The 20607-nt window shown below is 58.3% G+C and carries 19 protein-coding genes and 2 pseudogenes; 4 read left to right on the forward strand and 17 right to left on the reverse strand.

Going from position 1 to position 20607, the window contains the following annotated elements; translation table 11 throughout:
- Nucleotides 1-36: 36 nt before the first annotated feature.
- The 5 genes from BB029_RS26830 to BB029_RS26850 form a co-directional block, all read right to left on the reverse strand.
- On the reverse strand, nucleotides 37-399 hold the full coding sequence (locus BB029_RS26830) for a hypothetical protein (RefSeq protein ID WP_256558442.1): 363 nt from the start codon (nucleotides 397-399) through the stop codon (nucleotides 37-39).
- Between the two features lie 41 nt (nucleotides 400-440).
- On the reverse strand, nucleotides 441-2531 hold the full coding sequence (locus BB029_RS26835) for a hypothetical protein (RefSeq protein ID WP_065941505.1): 2091 nt from the start codon (nucleotides 2529-2531) through the stop codon (nucleotides 441-443).
- The gene (locus BB029_RS26840; protein ID WP_065941506.1) at nucleotides 2518-4038 is read right to left on the reverse strand and encodes a tyrosine-type recombinase/integrase; all 1521 of its coding nucleotides are present in this window, start codon (nucleotides 4036-4038) and stop codon (nucleotides 2518-2520) included. The genes BB029_RS26835 and BB029_RS26840 overlap by 14 nt, the downstream gene beginning before the upstream one ends.
- 11 nt (nucleotides 4039-4049) lie before the next feature.
- On the reverse strand, nucleotides 4050-5303 hold the full coding sequence (locus BB029_RS26845) for a site-specific integrase (RefSeq protein ID WP_065941507.1): 1254 nt from the start codon (nucleotides 5301-5303) through the stop codon (nucleotides 4050-4052).
- Between the two features lie 220 nt (nucleotides 5304-5523).
- Nucleotides 5524-6273 carry an SDR family NAD(P)-dependent oxidoreductase gene (locus BB029_RS26850; RefSeq protein ID WP_027605842.1) on the reverse strand — a complete coding sequence of 250 codons (750 nt, stop codon included), beginning with the start codon at nucleotides 6271-6273 and terminating at the stop codon, nucleotides 5524-5526.
- Nucleotides 6274-6371: 98 nt separating this feature from the next.
- Here BB029_RS26850 and BB029_RS26855 point away from each other — a divergent pair, with 98 nt between their 5' ends.
- On the forward strand, nucleotides 6372-6731 hold the full coding sequence (locus BB029_RS26855) for a helix-turn-helix domain-containing protein (protein ID WP_065941508.1): 360 nt from the start codon (nucleotides 6372-6374) through the stop codon (nucleotides 6729-6731).
- Nucleotides 6732-6827: 96 nt separating this feature from the next.
- On the opposite strand, the pseudogene BB029_RS26860 reads toward BB029_RS26855, so the two are convergent.
- The 5 genes and pseudogenes from BB029_RS26860 to deoC all read right to left on the reverse strand — a co-directional run.
- Nucleotides 6828-7211, reverse strand: a pseudogene (locus tag BB029_RS26860) (response regulator); the annotation flags it as partial.
- Nucleotides 7212-7213: 2 nt separating this feature from the next.
- A complete protein-coding gene (locus BB029_RS26865; protein ID WP_065941510.1) occupies nucleotides 7214-8542 on the reverse strand; it encodes an ATP-binding protein in 1329 nt (442 codons plus the stop codon).
- A gap of 12 nt (nucleotides 8543-8554) precedes the next feature.
- A complete protein-coding gene (locus BB029_RS26870) occupies nucleotides 8555-9166 on the reverse strand; it encodes a chemotaxis protein CheC (protein WP_065941511.1) in 612 nt (203 codons plus the stop codon).
- Nucleotides 9166-9525 carry a response regulator gene (locus tag BB029_RS26875; RefSeq protein ID WP_065927544.1) on the reverse strand — a complete coding sequence of 120 codons (360 nt, stop codon included), beginning with the start codon at nucleotides 9523-9525 and terminating at the stop codon, nucleotides 9166-9168. The genes BB029_RS26870 and BB029_RS26875 overlap by 1 nt, the downstream gene beginning before the upstream one ends.
- A gap of 189 nt (nucleotides 9526-9714) precedes the next feature.
- Nucleotides 9715-10398 (reverse strand): deoxyribose-phosphate aldolase, encoded by a 684-nt coding sequence (deoC, locus tag BB029_RS26880; RefSeq protein WP_065941512.1) that lies wholly within the window; start codon nucleotides 10396-10398, stop codon nucleotides 9715-9717.
- A 128-nt stretch (nucleotides 10399-10526) separates the two neighbouring features.
- Between deoC and deoR the strand changes: the two genes are divergently transcribed.
- Nucleotides 10527-11285, forward strand: coding sequence for a DNA-binding transcriptional repressor DeoR (gene deoR, locus BB029_RS26885; protein ID WP_065941513.1), 759 nt, complete (start codon nucleotides 10527-10529; stop codon nucleotides 11283-11285).
- On the opposite strand, the gene BB029_RS26890 is transcribed toward deoR, so the two are convergent.
- The 5 genes and pseudogenes from BB029_RS26890 to BB029_RS34375 form a co-directional block, all read right to left on the reverse strand.
- Nucleotides 11282-12328, reverse strand: a complete 1047-nt coding sequence (locus tag BB029_RS26890) for an aldose 1-epimerase family protein (RefSeq protein WP_065941514.1) — start codon at nucleotides 12326-12328, stop codon at nucleotides 11282-11284. The genes deoR and BB029_RS26890 overlap by 4 nt on opposite strands.
- Entirely contained in the window at nucleotides 12325-13656 is a 1332-nt protein-coding gene (gene fucP / locus BB029_RS26895; protein WP_065941515.1) for an L-fucose:H+ symporter permease, read from the reverse strand. Before fucP ends, BB029_RS26890 begins: the two co-directional genes overlap by 4 nt.
- 26 nt (nucleotides 13657-13682) lie before the next feature.
- Nucleotides 13683-14603 carry a ribokinase gene (rbsK, locus tag BB029_RS26900; RefSeq protein ID WP_065941516.1) on the reverse strand — a complete coding sequence of 307 codons (921 nt, stop codon included), beginning with the start codon at nucleotides 14601-14603 and terminating at the stop codon, nucleotides 13683-13685.
- 198 nt (nucleotides 14604-14801) lie between these two features.
- A complete protein-coding gene (locus BB029_RS34370; RefSeq protein WP_371263379.1) occupies nucleotides 14802-15665 on the reverse strand; it encodes a methyl-accepting chemotaxis protein in 864 nt (287 codons plus the stop codon).
- Nucleotides 15660-16415 (reverse strand): annotated as a pseudogene (locus BB029_RS34375) (MCP four helix bundle domain-containing protein); the annotation flags it as partial. The pseudogene BB029_RS34375 and the gene BB029_RS34370, both read right to left, overlap by 6 nt.
- Nucleotides 16416-16551: 136 nt before the next feature.
- On the opposite strand from BB029_RS34375, the gene BB029_RS26910 reads away from it, so the two are divergent.
- Nucleotides 16552-17760, forward strand: coding sequence for a multidrug effflux MFS transporter (locus BB029_RS26910; RefSeq protein ID WP_065941518.1), 1209 nt, complete (start codon nucleotides 16552-16554; stop codon nucleotides 17758-17760).
- A gap of 100 nt (nucleotides 17761-17860) precedes the next feature.
- Nucleotides 17861-18718, forward strand: a complete 858-nt coding sequence (locus BB029_RS26915; RefSeq protein WP_065927536.1) for an SDR family oxidoreductase — start codon at nucleotides 17861-17863, stop codon at nucleotides 18716-18718.
- Nucleotides 18719-18734: 16 nt separating this feature from the next.
- Here BB029_RS26915 and xerC read toward each other — a convergent pair whose 3' ends face one another.
- Together xerC and BB029_RS26925 are read right to left on the reverse strand one after the other, a co-directional pair.
- A complete protein-coding gene (gene xerC / locus BB029_RS26920; protein WP_065941519.1) occupies nucleotides 18735-19649 on the reverse strand; it encodes a tyrosine recombinase XerC in 915 nt (304 codons plus the stop codon).
- Between the two features lie 108 nt (nucleotides 19650-19757).
- On the reverse strand, nucleotides 19758-20570 hold the full coding sequence (locus tag BB029_RS26925; protein ID WP_065941520.1) for a M949_RS01915 family surface polysaccharide biosynthesis protein: 813 nt from the start codon (nucleotides 20568-20570) through the stop codon (nucleotides 19758-19760).
- Nucleotides 20571-20607 lie beyond the last annotated feature (37 nt).

Consider the following 20607-nt stretch of genomic DNA (forward strand, 5'->3'; position numbering starts at 1 on the left):
TGCGTCGGCCAGAGGCGATACAAACCTTACTGCCACTTACCGCTTTCGTAATGGAGTCAGGATGCTCTCGACATCCAGTCCTTTCAGCAGACAGTTATGCGCAATTTTCGACAGCGCTTCATAGAGCTGGTCTCGCTGTTTTATCAAGTCGGCATTTTCCGCTTGCAGATTAGCAATACGCTCTTCGAAGCTTCTTCGCCGGCGGGCACCATCCGGATCTCTTCCGCCTTCCTTCAGTTGTGCGATACGGGCAGACTCGATTCGCCGACCTCGCTCTCCCACCAAGGTCGCGCGGCTCATCAGGCCCAATCGACGCTGTACTTCGGGGCGTGAGATAGGCGCGAGTTCCAATCCTAAGCTAATCATTTGGGCGAGGAGGGCGTCGATCGCCTCGTCCAAGGTGCCGCCCCTCAATGCCCGTCGTTGCGCCATGGTCGCCTCTAATCATCTGAAACCGAACTGTGCCGTTTGTCCGTGTCTGCAACCGTCATGGGATGCCCATTTGGAAATACGCGCCGTACACCTGTATTGGTATCGCGTGCGAGGACGGATTTTAAATTCTTGAGCTTGTCCTCCTGGTCCGCCAGCCATACATCGCTTCCTGCCTCTCCGGAGCCGGACTTGCGCATGATGGAAATTGCTTTTGTAAGATTCTTGGCTTGTTTTTTAAGGTTGGCCCGCTCGGATGTTGTACCAATCAAATGGAGATGCGAGCAGCCATTCCAGCACTGAAGGTGCTTAGGGCAGGGCGCTTGGGAGAAGTCGTGAATGCAACCTCCAAAGGGTGTCACGTGCAGCGCCGTGGCATGTACGGTGAGGAATGCTTCGGCTGTAGACGTGCCTTTATCTAACAGTAACGCATGGTAACTGTCGGTCAGCGCTCCCTGGATGCGCCTGCCTCTTATGCCCGCGTGCAAGAAATCGATGCGCTCGTGATGACTATTGAACGCCAAAAACTGCTGATGGGCAGCTGTGTTTTCTTCAATAGTCGTGTGCTGATAATGTTTATTTTGTTCGAGGCGTTTTCGCCCTAGAGCCAACGCTTGCTGAACATCGCTCATACCAGTCAAGTGATAAATGGTATTCCGCCAGTGCCGAGGTTGGTGGCTCGTTAATTTAATCGGGGTACCATCAGACTCGGTCAATGATCTCCGCGAAAAAATGGATGCGCGTTTTTCGTCGCTACCAAGTGCGTGATTGATATCCAAAAGGGTCACCCGACGGGGGATTGCTCGAAACACATTCGCTTCCCGCCCTCCGAGGCGGAATTGACCATCGAATGCGATGGCTAATGTTTCGCTGGTTTTTAGGACTATACGAAGCGAGTCTCCTACATTATCCGCCAACGCCGCATGGCCGCGAAGTTTAGGAACGAGAAAACGCTCGATATCACCTGCCAAGTATTTGCGCCTTATCTCCTTGATGGGATGAATTCCGTTTCGCCAAAAATACGCATGAAGATTCCGAGAAGTGTCGCGATTCTGACTAAATCCGAGCCAGCTTAGAACTTCAGCTTCTGACATTTCCTTTTGCGGCGAGTGATCCCAGAGGCGTCCTGGATGGGCCTCTTGCCACCTAGCGATTTCTCGCTGTTCTTTCGTCAGCATCTTCAGTCGTTCGACCGCACGCCTGGCCAAAGGAATGTCGCTTTCTGCGAACCAATGAACACGAGATTGAAACTGCTTTTCCGCAAAATACCGAATCCCGCATTCGACCAGAGGCTTGCCATTGGCGTCGACAACTACCTCTCCTGTAGTTCCTTTTATTGGCCTTTCAACCCAACAGTCATAAGGTATTACTGCTACTTCGTTTCCACGTTGCCCCGTTGCTATCAATAAGTCGATCACGCGCAGCAATATTTCCTCGCCCTCACTGAGAGGGTTATTCGAACATAGGGCATACGCTTCCATCGCCTCGCGAGAAGGTAACCGGTCATCAGATTTTCGCTGTTTTACCGCACGATCAGGATCATGCAATGAAATATAATCGTGGCGACGTTTCTCTGGTCTCGCATCATGCTCAAAGTGGATAGCGATCTCGGTTAGTTGTAGATTATCGATCGTATCCGCTATTACTTGGAGATGAGAAATTGCGTCATAGAAGTTCTTGTAGCCACTCTCGCGGAGAAAGCCCACGACGCGGTCGAAATCGCCTCGCGTCAAGAGTGTAGGGTCGGATACGCCGCGCTCAAACAGGGGGTTGTACAACCGTCGGACGGCAATATTGTATGCAGTCACCATCGAAAACTTCAGCCTTCGGGTGCGTTGTAAATATACAATCAGGGCCTTGCTAAAGTCCTGGAACGCAAAGGGGAGTGGTCCCTTGTTCGGTGCAGGATATCCTGTCTTTTCAAGGGCTTGTCGGTGCGTCTCGAACGTAAGCGCATGTTTGTTTACATCCCTTTGCGGTAACCAATTTCCGATACCCCACAATGGTTCCGCCCACGGTGTTGAAATCGGTAATGACCGAAAAATCGCTTGCTCCTGTGCAATAAAGCTTTCGAGGCTCTGCCTTGCCCTAGACAGCATCATCTGCTGCATCCTCCGAGTGCTGCCGGCAGCGTTCGATCGTAGCGCTTACCGCCAGGATAGTTGCCTGATGCTGGGCGAGGGGCCGGTTGTGAATGAGGTCTCCAGCTTGTTCTGCCATATCAATAAATCGCTGGGCTTCTCGTTGAAGCGCCTCTTTCACCTGCTCATGGCGGCCGTCAGCAAAGGGATGAAACTTCTTGCAGGTATAGCAGGCATAGACAGGGTTGTAAGGGCAGTGGGTATGAACCGGGAGGGCGCAGGCACCAATGTCCCCAATGTACTGTGTATCGATAACGCCGCGGATCGCTCTTTCGGGAATCGCATCTCGGCGTTGCACGACTTTCCCTGTCAATAAACTGCGCATGATGTGTTGATAGGAAGGGCTCTTACCGAGCGCTTTCTCTTTGATCCGGGCGATATTAGGGGTGGCGGTTACGTAAGCGCGTGCTGCAACCGTGCTGTTGTGGCCGAGCAGTTCGGCAATCATGTCTGCTGGTGTGCCCTGATCCGCCAAGCCTTGTCCAAGGTGATGACGCAGCAACATAGTTACCTGATTCGGTTTTTCTATCCCAGCCTCGAGTAGTTCGTGTTTGAGACCTAGACCGATCTCACTAACCGAAAGGCGCCTTCCACGAGGACTGACAAATAACGGTTCGCAGTCGCTACCAAAACGGCGCTGAATTTCTGAAACGTGCTGTAAGATTTTCTCACCCAGGCGGGTGGTTATTTTACGAGGGCGCCGCTCAGGTCTGCGCTGGCCGACCTTTTTGGCCATGGGTAGCCATAGGGTGTAGTACTTCTCATGATCAGCGCTTTCAATACACTCAAAATCCGTAATGTCTAGCGAATGAAATTGAATCGAACGCGGCCCCAATTCAAAACCCAGGTGGAGCATCACATTGAACTGAGCATCTACCCAGTCACTTGAAGAAGCTTTTCGCTCTATTCGCTTTAGCAGTCGAATTTCCTCATCAAGTTCTAAACCAGACTGCGAGAGAAAAATTCGAGCATACGGGTCAACCCGATCGGATTTCACATCCTTGATTTTAAGGTAGATGCCTGAATCAAAACCTTTAATTCCTCTATCAACTGCCCAGCGATAAAGTCTGCGGAATCCAATTAGATGTTGCCTAGATTTTTTGAAGCCATTTAATTCGATGATTAAATCTTGATAATCCCAAGGAAAGTGACGGGCAAGAGCGGTGCTTGCTAAATAGACAAGAGATCTTACAAACATGAATGCTGTCTGCGGAGCATATTTTTCCAACGCATATGCCATAAAGCCTTTGGCTATTTCATTGAGCTCTGGAGCTAAGTCAAGCGAGGCCCAGTCAATTTTCAGTGCGACACCACCGTCGTACCACGTCCACACCGGGAGTCGGGTGTCGACGTATCGTGGCTGGTCATTGGTGCGAGTTCGAATCGCAACCTGAGCTGGGCCCTCGAACACGTAGGCCAAAAAAGAGGAGGAGGGTGAAGCGTGTTCTTGATCGGCTGATTTGGTCACGGCAAACCTCCTTAACTGTCAAGTCGGCTCCAGGCTGCCGAGGCACGCTGGGCGTTGTGGAGGTTGGCCGACTCGGCTAGATAACGACTTGCATAACGGCGTGGCATCGTCGAAGTGTCAGACCAACCGCAGACTCGCCGGAGTTCGTCCGTGGCCCGTTCGAGGTCATACCTACGCTTCTCGATCAGGTAAGCCAAAAATCGATCGGCAAAGGTGTGGCGGAAGTCATGCGCGGAAAGTGTAGGCAACAATCCCGGATGAGCCAGTTCAATGGTCAGGAACAGCCGATCAAGGACATTCGACAACGCGCGGATGGACAGCGGGCGGCCTCGATCCGAGATGAACAAATAGCGGTACAACAATTTCAGTGGTTTGCCGTTCCGCAAGGGGCGCCGTTCGCTCTGGATATAGTGCTCATACACCTCATATAACTGTGCAGAGATGCCTATGGTCCGTCCGTGAGTTTTCAGCGCAGGCTCATCAGCGCGCGGGTCGCCGGGATCATGTTTGCGGTCATTGATGCTGACATAGGCATACTGAGAACCCTCATTGATATCCGTGGTGTAGAGCTTCAGAAGCTCTCCGCGGCGGATACCAGTCTCCAACAGCAATTCAATCATTAGCCAATTGCGCAACTGCAGTCGTTCCGGAAACGGATTCTCCGCAGCACCCGGGACAATCAATGTGCGAATGATCTGGAGTTGCGTATCTGTCAGGCTGCGGTAACGAGTGCGGTCGGGACGAACATTGATGATATGGCTCTCAAAGCGCCGCTCAATGACGTCGGCGACATCTGCAAATACCACCTCAATGTTAGCCAGGGTGCTTGAGTTCTGACGGGCGCGTGGAATGTAACGGGTGACGCACCAGGACAGGTACTGCTTCAGCAACCGCAGGTACTGGTCACGGGTACGCGTATCGAACTGCGGAAAAGGTGCCGTTTCAGCTTTGCCGATTCGGGCGACCAGGTTATCGGCTTTACGCCCGCTTTGGAGCCAGATGGCGTAACCGTCCAGTAAAGCCAGAATCGACTCGAAGTGGCAGGCCAAGATGGCGTCATCAATATTGAGGTCACGGCTTTTCGCATACGTGTAGAACGTCTTGATCGCGCGCAGGTGTGCCGACGCTGTGTTGTAAGCGCGGTACCTTAGCTTGAGTTGAACGTAGATGAACGGGACGAGTACAGGCAACGGCGCCGCATTTTCAGTTTGCACGAGCAGCGGAACCCGCTGACCAGAAGAGTAACGACACTGAATCAGCTTCATCGGCAGCCACCTCATTCAATGACTCGCCATGAACACGGAGGACATGGCCCGTTGAGAGAATGGATGCCAGAAGCGGGTTTGTCGAATCAATGCCTTACGAGGCTTATGAACATCCTTAACATAGCACCTCGTTTAACATAATATACATTATGCGTAATACGATGTTACGTAATGAGGGGCAGTGCCCGTCAGATTCCAACAGGCAAAACCCCTCTCTGGTTCAAACCTGAGCGAACCCTCCATCCACGAACATTTCGCTGCCTGTCATGAAACTGCTGTCGTCCGACGCCAGGAACAATGCCGCCGCCGCAACTTCTTCCGGTTGGCCGATACGGCCCAGTGGCAACTGCGCCGTCATGTCGTCAATGATTGCATCCTTCTGGCCGGTACTTGAAAGCGCCAGGTCCAGGCCCGGTGTCGAGATCGGCCCCGGTGAAAGAACGTTGACGCGAATACCGCTGCCTTTCAAATCCAGCGCCCAGCTCCTGGCGAAATTACGCAATGCGGCTTTCGTGGCGCTGTACACGCTGAATGCCGGTGTGCCCATGGTGCCGGTGGTCGAACCTGTGAGGATCACCGAACCGCCGGCGTGCATCAGTGGCAGCGCTGTTTGCACGGTGAACAGTGTGCCTTTGACGTTGATGCCGAACGTGCGATCGAACGACTCTTCGGTGATCGACCCGAGCGGCTGGAAATCCCCCAGGCCTGCATTGGCGAACAGCACGTCTACGCGACCTTTGACGCTTTTGATGTGGGTGAAAATGCGCTCCAGGTCGTCCAGCCTCGAGATATCCCCTTGAATGGCGAGCGCTCCAGGCCCGATCAGCCCGAGCGCCTTGTCCAGTTCTTCCTGCCTGCGTCCCACAATCACAACCTGTGCACCTTCCGCTGCAAAGCGCATGGCGGTTGCCAGGCCAATGCCGCTGTTGCCACCGGTGATCACTGCAATTTTTCCGTCGAGCCTGCTCATGGTTAACTCCGAAGAATGTTGAAGCCCAACTCTAGATCCAGACTATTCTTTTGAATAGTATGCACCTTTTAGTAAGTACCCCTTTGGAGCACCATCACATGGCGAACAACACCTTCAATTGCGGGCTCGAGGCTGCCCTGGCGGTGATTGGCGGCAAATGGAAACCGCTGGTCCTGTATAACCTGGCGCGACATGTTCATCGGTATGGCGAGTTAAGGCGTGCGATTGGCGGCGTGACCGACAAGGTGTTGATCCAGCAACTCAAGGAATTGGAGCGCGACGAAATCATTGCGCGTATCGACTTCCAGGAGATCCCGCCCAAGGTCGAGTATTCCCTGACACCCTTCGGGCAGTCACTGGCCACCGCGCTGGGCGCGTTGTGCGTGTGGGGCACCGAACATATGGACACCGTCGAACGCATCAGCGAACGGCGTATCAGCGCCCTCGCCCAGGTCTGAACCCTGCCCGATAGCCAACTCAACTAAATGACTATTTAGTTGAGTTATAGGCTTGGTAACGAATTCGCCGGGTGACGCTCAACGAGCACTCTTCATTTCCAGAGCCTGATCGAGACTGAGCTTTAGCTCTTCATCATTCCAGGGCTTGCTGATGTAACGGAACACATACCCATCGTTGATCGCCTGGGTGATCATGCTCATATCGGCGTAGCCGGTCAGCAGGATATTCACGCAGTGCGGATCGCGCCTATGCACTTCGCGCAGCAAGGTCGGCCCGTCCATGAACGGCATGCGCGCGTCGCAGACGATCAGGTCCACCGCGTGTTGTTCGAAAAGGCTCAGCGCCTGGGCCCCGCTCGTGGCCAGCAGCAAGTCGTAAGGCTTTGCGCGCAGCAGGCGTCGAAGGCTGTTGAGGATGCTTTCCTCATCATCCACCAGCATGACGATGTGTCGTTTTTCGCAGGAAGACAGCGTGTCCATGATCAGCGTCCTTCAACGGCGCAGGTAGAGACAGCCTCGATTACCGGCTGGCGTAAGGGTAACCAGACGCGGAAGCGACTCCCCCTGCCCGGCTCACTGTCGACGGTGAGCCGTCCATGGTGCTTTACCATGATGCTGTACGACAACGACAGGCCAAGGCCCGACCCCATGCCCACCGGCTTGGTTGTGAAGAACGGTTCGAATATCCGGTTCTGGATTTCAAGGGGAATGCCGTGGCCGTTGTCGGCGATTTCGACGAAGACTCCACCGTCCTCCCTACCGCTGCTGAGGGTGATTTCGCCGTCGGCGCCCACGGCATGGCTGGCATTGATGAGCAGGTTCAGGAAGACCTGGTTGATCTGTGAGCCCATGCATTCGATGGGCTCGACATCGCCGTAGCACTTGATCACCTGAGCCTTGAACTTGATCTCGTTCCAGATAACGTTGAGGGTACTGTCGAGCCCCTTGTGCAGATCGGCCAACTGCCATTCGTAACTGTCGACGTGGGAGAACTCGCGCAGGTCCTTGACGATGCGAGTGACCCGGTCAAGGCCGTCGACCGACTCGGCCAGCAGGTCGTCGATGTCCTGGCGCATGAAGGTGTAATCCATCTTGTCCCGCATCACCGCAAGCTCGGGATGAGCGCTGGCATGCCTGTCGTCGGTCGCCTGTTCATGGGCTTCGAGCAGCGCGAAGATGTCCACCAGGTAACGACGCAGGCTGTTGACGTTGGAGCCGACAAACCCGATCGGGTTATTGATCTCGTGGGCCACGCCTGCAGCAAGTTGCCCTATCGCCGCCATCTTCTCGGACTGCAGCAACTGCGCCTGTGCGTCTTCGAGCCGCGCGATCAGCAGCGCCTGGGCACCCTTCTCTTCTTCCAGCAACTTGTTAAGTTGCGTCAACTCCAGTTGGCGGGCAGCCGTGTCAGTCGTATCACTGATGGCCAGGCCCACGCCAAGATTGCTGCCATCGGCATCTTGCACGGGGAAGAAGGTGCAGTTCTGATACATGAGCCGGACCATGCCACTGATGGGCCGGGTACTCTCGAAATTGAACAGGTGCGGCCGCTGCTGCCATGAAGTGAACGCAAAGTTTTGCAGGGTAATGACGCTGTTGATCTTCTGCCGGGTCCAGGCCTCCGGCAGCTCCGGAAAGGCTTCGAACAGCGTACGGCCGACCAGTTCTTCCGCGCTGCGGCCACTGTTGATGGACATGAATTGGTTAGAGAACAGCACCTTGCAGTCCTGGTCGACCAGCAGCACGCCCATGTTGATGGCCTTGAGCATCGACTCAAGGGTTTCCCGGGAAATTGCCTTGCTGTCTGTCATGAAGAGGCCCCTTCAAAGTTCGTCCAGCAAACGATCGATGGCCCGAACGACAACCCCCGCCGTACGTTCAGTGATGCAGATCAACAAGTCGCAGGAGAACTGATGAGCCTGAACCTCGAAACGGATTTCCAGCACCATCGCCAGGTGTTCATTCAGGTTCAATTCATCCAGTGCATTCGCCGCATGTTCGGTGTGGACGAGAATGGACGGTGCGTCATAGCTCACCTGAGTCGCCACCTGCCTTGCCAGGCCACTGATGCAGGCGCCGGTCAGGATGTTGGTGACATCAAGCATCAACTCGTGCTGCTGCTCCAGGCCGCTGCCCTTATAGCCCAGCAGTTCGGCCAGTTCATCGGCCCCCTTGGAGCCAAAGCACACGAACACTTCGCCACGTAACTCACCCAGAAAAGACTGGCGGGTGACGATCATGAAGCTCCGGCGCAGATGCTCCGGAATCAACAGGTTATTCTGTTCCCGGATCAGCGGGTGAATAAAGGGAACCGAAAGCGTCACCATGGTATCGGTCAGCAGCGCCAGTCGCTCGGCCGCCTGTCCCATGGCGATGTTCATCAGTTCCTGCAGGGCATCACGTTGGTCTTCGGTGAGTGCGGCCAAGGTTTCCATCAAAGCACTCCTATGACGTGCAAGGCATTGACTACAGCTTCAGCCGTAACCGGCTTGGCTACGAATGCAGCAGCGCCCAGGTCGAATACCCGTTGCCTGGCCAGGGGTTGGATGTCTGCGCTGATCACCACGACGACCACATTGGCGTCTTCGCGCTTGAGTGCCTCCAGGGTCTGGAAGCCGTCCATGACGGGCATGGTGAGGTCGAGAAAAAGCAGGTCGACCAAACCGGCGTGGTAAGCCTCCATCACCTCGGCACCGTTACAGGCCTGGCGAACATCTTCGGTCAGTGATTCCGGCAGGGAACGCAAGACCATCTTGCGGGACATGGATGAATCATCGGCGATTAGAACTTTCATGGTGCACTCCACAGGTATGAAGTGTCCTGCGGCCTCGGCCGAGGCCGGAGAAATCAAGACTTCATTGAATCTTCCAATCACTCTAGCGTGACATATAGCAAAGAGCCATGAAGAAATCCGGATAGTGCTCTAATGATTTGCGCAGCCTGTAGGGATTTCCCTACAGGCTGCCAGGCGCCGGCCCGAAACTCAGTAACCACTGGCCGCCGTCATCGCCCCGCCGACAATCGAAATCCCCGAACTGCTGCCCAAACGTGTCGCCCCAGCTTCAATCATTTTCAGTGCCGTCGGATAATCGCGCACCCCCCCCGACGCCTTGACCCCAACCGCGGCGCCCACGGTTTTACGCATCAGGGCCACGTCTTCGGCGGTGGCACCGCTTCGGCTGAACCCCGTGGAGGTCTTGACGAACGCCACACCCAGGTCCCGGCAGATTTCGCAGGCCTGGACTTTCTCTTCGTCGTCCAGCAGGCAGGTTTCCAGGATGACCTTCAACGGCACGGCGCCGCAGGCCTTGTGGACCAAGGCAATGTCTTCGCGCACTGCCTCCAGCAAACCGTCCTTCAACCAGCCGATATTGAGCACCATGTCGATCTCCCCTGCCCCGGCGGCAATCGCCCGTTCGGCTTCGAAGGCCTTGGTGTCACTCAGGCCGGCGCCCAGGGGAAAGCCCACCACGGCACAAATCACCACGCTGTCGTCGGTCAGGCAGGAAGCGGCGTAAGGCACCTGCCCTGAGTTCAGGCACACCGAATAAAAACCGTGCTTCCGGGCTTCCTCGCACAAGGTGCGAATCTGCTCGCGGGAGGCGTCGGGCGCCAGCAAGGTGTGATCGATGTACTTGGCCAATGCTGCGGGTTGAAGAGTGTTCATTTAACGTGCCCTTGCCTGTATGTTGCGAATGGTCGTGTGCCGCTTGTCACAGCACTCACACTAATGCGTTATAATAATAACGCTAAATGTTACTTATCTAACACAAACAATCAAGCCCTGGAATACTCGTGGACAGTAGAAAAGCCGAGCGACTCAAGCTTATCCAACAAGCCTTGCAGGACCAGAACGCCATTCACCTGAGGGAAATGGCGGCGCTGCTGGAGGTTTCGGAGATGACCCTGCGCCGCGATCTCAATCACTTCAGTGATCACCTGCGCCTGCTGGGTGGCTACATCACCCGGGTCGGCAGCGAGGTCAGCGATTACCGGGTTGCGGAGCAGGACACCCGCCACGTCGAGGAAAAGCGCCGCATCGGCAAACTCGCCGCGCGCCTGATCCAGCCCGGTGACACGGTGTTTTTCGACTGCGGTACCACCTCGCCGTTTGTGATCGACTTCATCCCCGAGGACCTGGAGTTCACGGCGGTGTGCAGCTCCTTGAACGTGCTGCTCAAGCTGCATAACAAGCCCAACTGCCACATCGTGTTGTGCGGCGGCACCTTCCACCGCAAGAACCAGGTGTTTGAAAACAGTGCCGAAAGCAGCATCCTCGACAGCGTGCGCCTGACCTGGGCCTTCGTGACGGCCGCCGGCGTCAGCCAGGCATTCGGCGTGACGTGCTTCAACTTCAATGAAGTCGAGGTCAAGCGAAAGGTCATGCGCCAGGCCCAGCAACGTGTGTTGCTCGCCGACTTCAGCAAGTTCGACACGGTGCGCACCGCTCACTTCGCCACCCTGGAGGACTTTCAGTACGTGGTCAGCGACAAGAAAATCCCCCGCAGCTACAAGGACGCCATCCAGGCCCACGGCGCGCAATTGCTGGTTTAACCCAGCAACCGCTGGCGTTCCTGGGCGCTCAGGTAGCCGGTGGTGACACTGAACGAAGCGCTGGCTCCCGCCGCCAGCAGACGCACGTGGCCTTTGGCTTTCTCGGCGTTATAGCCCTCGGGTTCGCACGTCGATGGCAGCACGAACGCCGCCACTTGCTGATCCGGCGTGTGCAGGATCCAGCGTGCGGCGTGGGCGAATTGTTCGGGGCGATAGCGGGTGTAGAACGCCGCGCCATCGGGATGATCCAGCAGGAAGTGCGCCTGGCCGGTGGCGTCCGTACCGACGCCGTCGAAGAAAAACACGATTTCAGGGTCGTACAACCCCGGCTGATCGAGACAGGCCAATTGCCCGGGTTGTTCGGCCAGTTGCGCCATGTAGGCACTCCAGTCCGGCGTCGGCTTGACGTGGCCCGGAATGCTGGTGCGCAGGCGCAGTCGCTGCATGCCCCATGGCTCGACAAACCGCGCACCGGCCACAAAGGCGTAGTTCATATGGGCCATGTACATCAGTTCCATAGGCTTGCCGGCCAGGTTGGTCACGTCCATGTCGATATCGAACACCGCCGAATCGGCGCGCAGGGTCACGCTGGGGCACGCCCGGTAGCGATCGCCGAAGCCCTTGGCGTACTGATAGCAACCGCCCAGGCGCACAAAGCCCTCGCCGATGTCCAGCCAGGCCGAGTCCATCGGGGCGCAAGGCATTTCGCCGTGCAAGGCGTGGGTGTCATCCGGCGCCGGGCAACCGTTGCGCAACAGGCCACTGTGAAACATGAAGCAGCCGTAGGTATCAATGACCGTCGGGCTGGGCCGGGGTTGCTCGAACAGGTTGCTCATGGTCAGGTCGCAGCCGTCGAACATCGCCGACCAGATCATCTGCCCTTGATAGGGCAGCAGCACCAGGCGTCCACGGCTGTTCTCCAGGCTCACGGCCAGCACGCCGGACGGATAGATCCAGGCGCCGACCTTGAAATCCTCGGACTGCAACAGGATTCTCTCCTGTTCGGCAAACACCGCTGGATACAGCGGAATCCGCGTATTCATGAGGCCACCGCCGCAGCAGCGCTCGACGGTAACGTGCCGGGTTGGCGCATGCACTTGACCGCGTACATCACGATCACGATAAAGCACAACAACGGCACGCTGTAGGCCAGCTGCATATTGCCGCCGCTGGCATCGGACAACAGGCCCTGGAAGATCGGAATCACCCCGCCGCCGACGATACTCATCACCAGCAATGAACCGCCGACGCCGGTGTCTTCACCCAGACCATCGATGGTCAGGCCGTAAATAGTCGGCCAGCACGGGCCGAGGAAAATACTCACGCCGACCGCTGCGTACACCGCCGAAATATTCGGCACCAGAATGGTGTAGGCCAGCAGCACAATGCACAGCACACCGTAGATCGCCAGGACCTTGGCCGGATGCAGGCGGCGCATCAACAGGTTGGCGATCATCTTGCCGACAAAGTAGGCGGCAAAGGTGGTCAGCAAAAACCATGAAGCGCTGCGCTCATTCATTCCGCCCATTTGCATCGCCAGGCGAATGGTGAAACTCCACACGCCGACCTGGGCGCCCACGTAGAGAAACTGCGCCAATACGCCAAAGGTAAAGCGCGGGTTACGCCACAGCCGGCCCAGGCTGTGGCGCAGGCTTCCAGGCTTGCTGTCAGCCGGCTTATTGCCCTTGCAGGCGGGGAACCGAGTGATCGCGACCAGGATAAACATCAGCACCAGCACGGCGATCATCCACTTGTAGGGCAACAGTGTGGACTGGATCATCTGCAGCTGCTGCACGGCGGCCTCGGAGGTGCTCATCCGGGTCAGTTGTTCCGTGGTCGCGTCGGTGTCCTTGAACATCACGAAGCTGCCGACGTACACCCCGGCCATCGCACCGAAGGGGTGGAACGTCTGTGAGATGTTCAAGCGCCGCGTCCCGGTTTCCCGTGGCCCCATCAGGGTCGAGTAGGTGTTGCAGGCGGTTTCCAGGAACGACAGGCCGGCCGCAATCACAAACAGCGCCAGCAGGAACATGCCGTACTTGGCCGTCGACGCCGCCGGGAAAAACAGCAGGCAGCCGAACATGTACAGCAGCAACCCGATCAGGATCGTGCTCTTGTAGCTGAAACGACGCACCACCATCGCCGCCGGAATCGCCACGAAAAAGTAACCCAGGTAAAACGCCGACTGCACAAAGGCGGTCTGGAAATCACTGAGCAGAAACGCTTTCTTGAAGTGTGCGATCAGCACGTCATTCATGCTTGCCGCCGCCGCCCACAGCGCAAAGATGCTGCACAGCAGGATAAAGGCGAACCAGGGCGTGCGGTTCAGGTAGAAACCATCGGGTGTCTGTTGCAGCGCAGGTTTGTTCATTATTGTTCTCCGGGCTGGTTTGGGGGTTACGGCTGTTGCTGGAAACGGGCGAACGCCTCGCTGTCGGGATATGACGTCTGGGTGCCCAGGGCCATGACCGAGCAGGCGGAATACGCCACGGCCTGTTCCATGGCCTGCCGGATACCGCCGTCGCGGCTCCAGTGCTGAATGAAGCAACCGATGAAGGCATCGCCGGCGCCTGTGGTGTCCCGTGCCACGACCTTTCGGCCCGGCACCCGGAATTCGCCCTCCTCTCCCACGTACAACGCACCGTGTTCACCGAGGGTGACGATCACGTGGCGAATACCGCTGGCCACCAGCGTGCGCGCGGCGCGTTGGGCGGCGTCCGGCGAGTCCACGACCTGGCCGGTGATCAACGCCAGTTCCGATTCATTGGGGATCAGGAAGTCCAGCTGCGCCAGGTGCTCCCCGCTCAGGCCGGCCAGGGCCGGTGCCGGGTTGAGCAGCACCGCGATGCCGTGCCGGTGCGCAAATTCGATGGCGTAGTAGACCGTCTCCAGATTGATCTCCAACTGCAGCACGATCAGCGTGCACTCGCGCAGGTCGGCGGCCGCCGCGTCGATGTCCGCCGGCAACAAATGCGCATTGGCGCCTTTGACGATCAGAATGCTGTTGTGGGAGTCGGCCCGCACAAAAATCGGCGCGACACCGCTGGAAACCCCAAGCACCCGCTGCACATGACGGGTGTCGATACCAAAACGCTGGAAGTTGGCCAGGGTGTTGTCGGCAAACATGTCGTCGCCGACCTTGCTCAACATCAGCACCTGCGCCCCAAGCTTGGCTGCCGCCACCGCCTGGTTCGCCCCCTTGCCGCCACACCCGAGGGCAAAACCAGGCGCTTCCAGGGTTTCGCCCTGGGCCGGCATGCGGTCGATGTAGGTGATCAAATCCACCATATTGCTGCCGATGACTGCGATCTTGCTCATTGCTATTCCACCTTGTTGCACCACGACCAGGCAGGTCGTGGCGCTCTTGTTTTGTTATTTAAATAACATTAGGTGTGAATATTCAATCTTTTTTTGCAAAGCCCGGTCAACGAGCCCTGCGGGTGGGCCGGTGGACCGGGCAAAAAAAACCGACCCACAGGGGCCGGTCCATAAAGCGTGTATCAGGTCTGTGCGGTGTTACAGGCTGAAGCGATCCACGGATTGCGACAACTTGCCGGCCAGCCCGGCCAGTTCATCGGTGGTCGAGGCGGTTTCGCCGATGATGCGGCTGTTGTTTTCCGACATCCCCGCAATCATCTCCACCTGATGGGAGATTTCGTTGCTGGCCAAACTCTGTTCACCGATGGTGCGCGAGATGTCGTTCACCAATTCGGTGGTATTCAGGGTGGCCTGCAGAATATCGCGGATCGCTCGCTCCACCTCGGCAGTCACCGCCATGCCTTTGTCCACTTGGGTGACGCCCTCCTCCATGCTGGTCACCGCTTCCCGGGTGTTCTGCTGGATACGCCCGACCATGCTGGCAATTTCCTGGGTCGAGGCGCTGGTGCGGCCCGCCAGGCTGCGCACTTCATCGGCGACCACCGCAAACCCGCGTCCCTGTTCGCCGGCGCGGGCGGCTTCAATCGCGGCGTTCAGGGCCAACAGGTTGGTTTGGTCAGCGATGCCCTTGATCACTTGGATAATGCTGAAGATCGCCTCGGACTCCTTGTCCAGCGTACGAATGACCTGGGCCGATTGCTGCGCTGAGCGGGCAATGCCATCCATGTCCTTCACCACCTGGTGGATCACCCGGCCGCCGTCCTTGGCCAGGGCTTCGGCCTGGTTGGCCATGTCCAGGGCGCGTCCGGCATGCCGGGTGATTTCCTCGATACTGGCGGTCATTTCACTGGCCGCCGCCGCCATGGTGCTGGCGGCCGCGCTTTGCTGCTGGCTGCTGCCGGCGACGTCATGGCAGCCCTGGCTCAAGCGTTCGCTCATGCCATTGACGCCGTGGGCATTGCTGCGCACCACCTCGATCATGCCGCGTAGATCTCGCTGCATGGTGGCAAGGCTGCGGATCAATGAGCTGGCTTCGTCCTTGCGCTTGGGTTCGACGATCGGCTCGCTCAGGTTACCCCGGGCGATACTGGCAGCAATGCGACTGGCGGCCTGCAGCGGCGCCATGATGCTCGACAACACCCAGCGCCCCTGGGCCAGCAGCAGCAACAGGCTGGCGAGCAATACGGCGCCCAAGGTCAAATTGGCGTGGCTGATGGTCTGCCGCGTGCTGGCGCTGGTCTCCTGGGTATTGCTTTCGATCAGCTCGCTCATCGCCGCCATTTGATCTTCCAGCTGGGAAAACGCCTTGTTGAAGGTGTCCAGTTCCCCGCGAGCGGCCTCAGGATTCTCCAGTGCCAGCGCGACGATGCGCTCGCCGGCACTGATATAGGTGTCCAGGCTGGGTCTGATTTTTTCCAGGCCGCTTTTGATCGTGGCATCCAGCGGCAACTTGAGGTTGTCGCCCAGTACCTGACGGAAATGCTCGGCGTGTTCCTTCAACGAGGTGTTGACCTCATCCTTGCTGCTGGTGCTTTTGCCCAACCCCACGAGCATGGCAGACAGCACGTCGGCACGCAGTGCGTCGTGCATCATGTCGGCTTCCATATGATTGCGCAGGACCGTCATGCTCACCTCGCTATCCTGTACGGCCTCGCTCATCCGAACATTCCCCAGGTAGCCGGCCAGGCTCATGACCAGAGCCGTGAGCAACCCGGTGGCAATCAACAGCATCAAGCGTAATTTGATCGTCATGCTGACATCCCCATACCCAACCGTCGAAGCAACGTTCTTACCGTTATCGGCATCAATCCCTGTTAGTGAAGCCTAAGTTTGCGGATCTGCGCGGATCCCTTAAGCTGATCGACTTTTGCGCTGCCGGAAACCGCCCATGTCCCGAAGTATTGCCCACCTTGCGTTGCTGTTGGGGTTGATCACCGCCGTCGGCCCGTTCGCCATCGACATCTACCTGCCCGCCCTGCCTACCCTGGGCGCCAGCCTGCACGCCTCGCCGGCGGCGGTACAGATGAGCCTCACCGTGTTCTTCATGGTCATTGGGGTGTGCCAGCTGTTCTACGGCCCGATCAGCGATGTGTTCGGGCGCAAGCCGCCGATTTACGCCGGTCTGCTGATCTTTGCCGTGGGCAGCGTCGGCTGCGCGCTGGCGCCCACCATTGAAGTGCTGATCGGCTTTCGTGCCGTGCAGGCCTTCGGCGCCTGTGCCGGGATGGTCATTCCTCGGGCGATCGTGCGTGACCTGTACACCGGCCATGAAGCCGCGCGGTTGATGTCCTTGCTGATGCTGGTGATGAGTGTGTCGCCGATTCTCGCGCCGCTGGCAGGCAGCCTGGTGATTTCGTTGTGGAGCTGGCGCGAAGTGTTCGCCGTGCTCGCGGTGGTGGCCGTGCTGTGCCTGGTGATGACCCTCGTGCAGTTGCCGGAAACCCACCCGGCCGAGCGCCGCCTGGGCAAGACCCTGGGTAACGCCTTCGGCAGCTACGGCGCGCTCCTCCATGATCCGGTCTTCACCGGTTTGTCCGTGGTCTGCGGGTTCGGCCTGGCAACGTTCTTTGTGTTTATCGGCAGCGCGCCGTTCGTGTACATCGAGTATTTCGGCCTGACCCCGACCCAGTTCAGCCTGTGTTTCGCGCTCAACGCGGCGTCATTTTTCGCCATGAGCCAACTCACCGCACGCTTGAGTGCACGTTACGGCCTGGCCCCGCTGATTCGCGGGTCGGTGATTGCGGTGGCCGCCGTGATGCTCCTGCTGGCCGCCACCACGCTGTGGGGCGACAACCTGGCCCTGATGATGACGCTGCTGTTTATCGGCTTTGGCTTTCTCGGCCTGCTGTTGCCGGCGGCCGGGGTGTTGTCCCTTGAGGACCATGGCGCCGTGGCCGGTTCTGCGTCAGCGCTGCTGGGGGCGATCCAGATGGTGATCGGTGCCGTGTCCATGAGCCTGGTCGGTATTTTTGCCGACCACACGCCGGCGCCGATGCTGGTCGGCATTGCGCTGTGCGCCGTCGCGGCGATGCTCACCACCCTGTGGACCTTGCGCCGCCTGCCGGCACACCTGGCGAGCGCCCCGCCCCACGGCTGAGCGATACCGCTCGTCGGGCCTGGCCGGCATCCATTACAACTATCGCCGGCCATGAAACTACTAATCCCATAGCACCGTTCGAAACCTATGGAGATTGGAAATGACTGACTACCCACGCCCGCCCTTCGCCCCCCAGGCGCAAAACGTGCCCGGTACCCAACGCACCATGGACCCGTACCCGGACTGTGGGGAGCAGAGTTACAAGGGTTCTGGCCGGTTGGCCAACAAGATCGCCCTGATCACCGGCGCCGACAGCGGCATTGGCCGCGCAGTGGCAATCGCCTTCGCCCGTGAAGGTGCCGATGTGGCCATCGCCTACCTGGACGAACACGAAGACGCCAGGGAAACCGCACGCTGGGTCGAGGAAGCGGGCCGCCAATGCCTGTTGCTACCCGGTGACATCGCGCAAAAAGCCACCTGCCAGGCGCTGGTCGACAAGACCGTGGAACAGTTCGGGCGCATTGACGTGCTGGTGAATAACGCGGCATTCCAGATGACCCACGAGACGCTCGAAGAGATCGAGGATGAGGAATGGGTCAAGACCTTCGATATCAACATCACCGCGATGTTTCGCCTCTGCAAGGCTGCGCTGCCGCATATGAAGGCCGGCAGTTCGATCATCAACACCAGCTCGGTGAACTCCGACATGCCCAAGCCGACCCTGCTGGCCTATGCCGCCACCAAGGGCGCAATCGCCAACTTCACCGGTGGCTTGGCGCAATTACTCGGCAGCAAGGGCATCCGCGTCAACAGCGTCGCGCCCGGCCCGATCTGGACGCCGTTGATCGTGGCGACCATGACTGATGAAGACGTGCAGAACTTCGGCAGCGAAACCCCACTGGGCCGCCCCGGCCAACCGGTGGAAGTGGCGCCGATTTATGTGCTGCTGGCCTCGGACGAGGCCAGCTATATCTCGGGCTCCCGCTATGCGGTCACCGGCGGCAAACCGATTCTGTAGGTCCGCAGCTGTTCTTCTACAGATCAAACCGATCCACCGCCCGCCGCCGCTCGTTGTCGTCACGCACGTCATAACTGGCGGTGGTCTGGATATTGGTGTGATGCGCCAGCTTCTGTGCAATCGACAGGTCATGCTCCTCGATCACCCGCGTGATAAACGAGCGGCGAAAGTCGTGGGGCATGATCTTCACCCCGACCTGCTCACCCCGCTGGCGGGCGATGTAGTAAATCGCATGCTTGGTGATACGCTCCCGGGTGATATGGCTGCCCCGGCGTATGCGGTTGAACAGGAAGCTATCGTCCTGCTCGCCTTCCTTGAGCTGTTCGCGCCTGAAGGCCAACCACGCCTGCAACTTGGCGAAAGCCCAGTCCGGCGCATACTTGACCAATTCCTTATTGCCCTTGCCGATTACCCGCAGGCTGCGTTCATCGAAGTTGATCTGCGCCAGGTCGAGGTTGACCGACTCGGACTTGCGCATGCCCGAGCCATACAGGATGCCGATGACCGCTGCATCACGCAGGCCCTGGGGGCGTGGGTCGGCGGCGCAGACTTCCATCATTTCCCGGATCAACGTGCGCCGCAGATCGCGGCCCTGGCCCAGGCGCGTGCCGGGGGTGGCCTTGACCGTACGCATTTTCAGGAGATGTTCCTGGCTGATCAGGCTCATGCGCCAGGCTTCGTTCATCACCCCGCGCACGGCATTCACGTACAGGGATGAGGTATTCGGCGCGTAGCCGTCTTCACGCAATGCTGCGACCAGGGCGATGACATGTTCGGGTTGCAGCAGGTGCCAGTCGATGTCTTCGAGGTTGATGTCTTCGAAGCCCAGGCGGTCGGCGGCGTCCTGCAGCACGTAGCGCATGGTCAGTTGGCTGGAGGGGGCCAGGCGGGTGAGGTAGAGGGTCAACGGGTTGCGGATAGACTCGGTCAAGGTAGATCAGCCTTTGGATTAAATACCTCGAACAACTCATTGTTTAATCGAGGTATTTAGTGAATTGGCGAAGACCGAGTCTAACCCAGGAAAAGCCCTGGCACAAAATCACGGTGCCGTGTCTTCATCCTCGGTGGGCGCCTGGGGCTGTGTCTGGGCCTGGCTCCATTCGGCATCCTGCTTCTGCATCAGGGCGAACCAGTGCTGACGCATAAAGGCCAGGTAAGCGTCCGGCGCCTTGGCAAAGTCCTTCTCATCGCCATAGCAACCGGGCAACGGCAACTCCGTGCCCTGCTCCTTGTACTGGCTGACCAGCGCCTGCTGCCCGGCCACGCTGCAATCCTTGGGCAGCGGCATGCCACGCAGGGCCCCGGCCTCTTCATCCCACCAGGCTGCGCCGACCCGGTCGACACCGCGCAGGCGGTACTTCTGCGACTTGCCGACATGCATGATCAGCTTGAATTCGTTGGGGCTGACATCGCTGGTGCAGGTGCGCGAATAGCCCACGGTGGCCTGGGTGATGCCATCGCCGGTGAGGTCGGTCACCTTGGTCGCGGCCATGTCGAAGCGCAGCGCCGCATCGAACTGGCAATGCTGCACGTCGTCGTAGAGCATCCACATGCGCTTGGGACGGTCACCGTCGATCAGGTATTGGGCCGCATAGACAAACGCCGACTGGGTACCGTCATCCTCGCGTTCGCTGACCTGCTCGGAGAGCACCAGCAGGTTCTTGCCCTGGCGGTCGTCCCAGGTATAGGCGGCGACCTGCCTGCCGCGGACTTCAACACCCTCAGGCACTTGGGCGAGCGCGGTGAGCGCCACGCCATCATCTGCCCGTACGGCGCTGACGCAGGCCGCCGTCATCAATAATCCGATCAAAACGGGCCGCCATTGGCCGCTTATACGCTGCACGCTATTCATCCGAGTACCCTGGCAAGAGATGGCTTACTTTACCGGC

This window comes from Pseudomonas sp. S3E12 (genome assembly GCF_001702295.1).
GTDB lineage: Bacteria > Pseudomonadota > Gammaproteobacteria > Pseudomonadales > Pseudomonadaceae > Aquipseudomonas > Aquipseudomonas marginalis.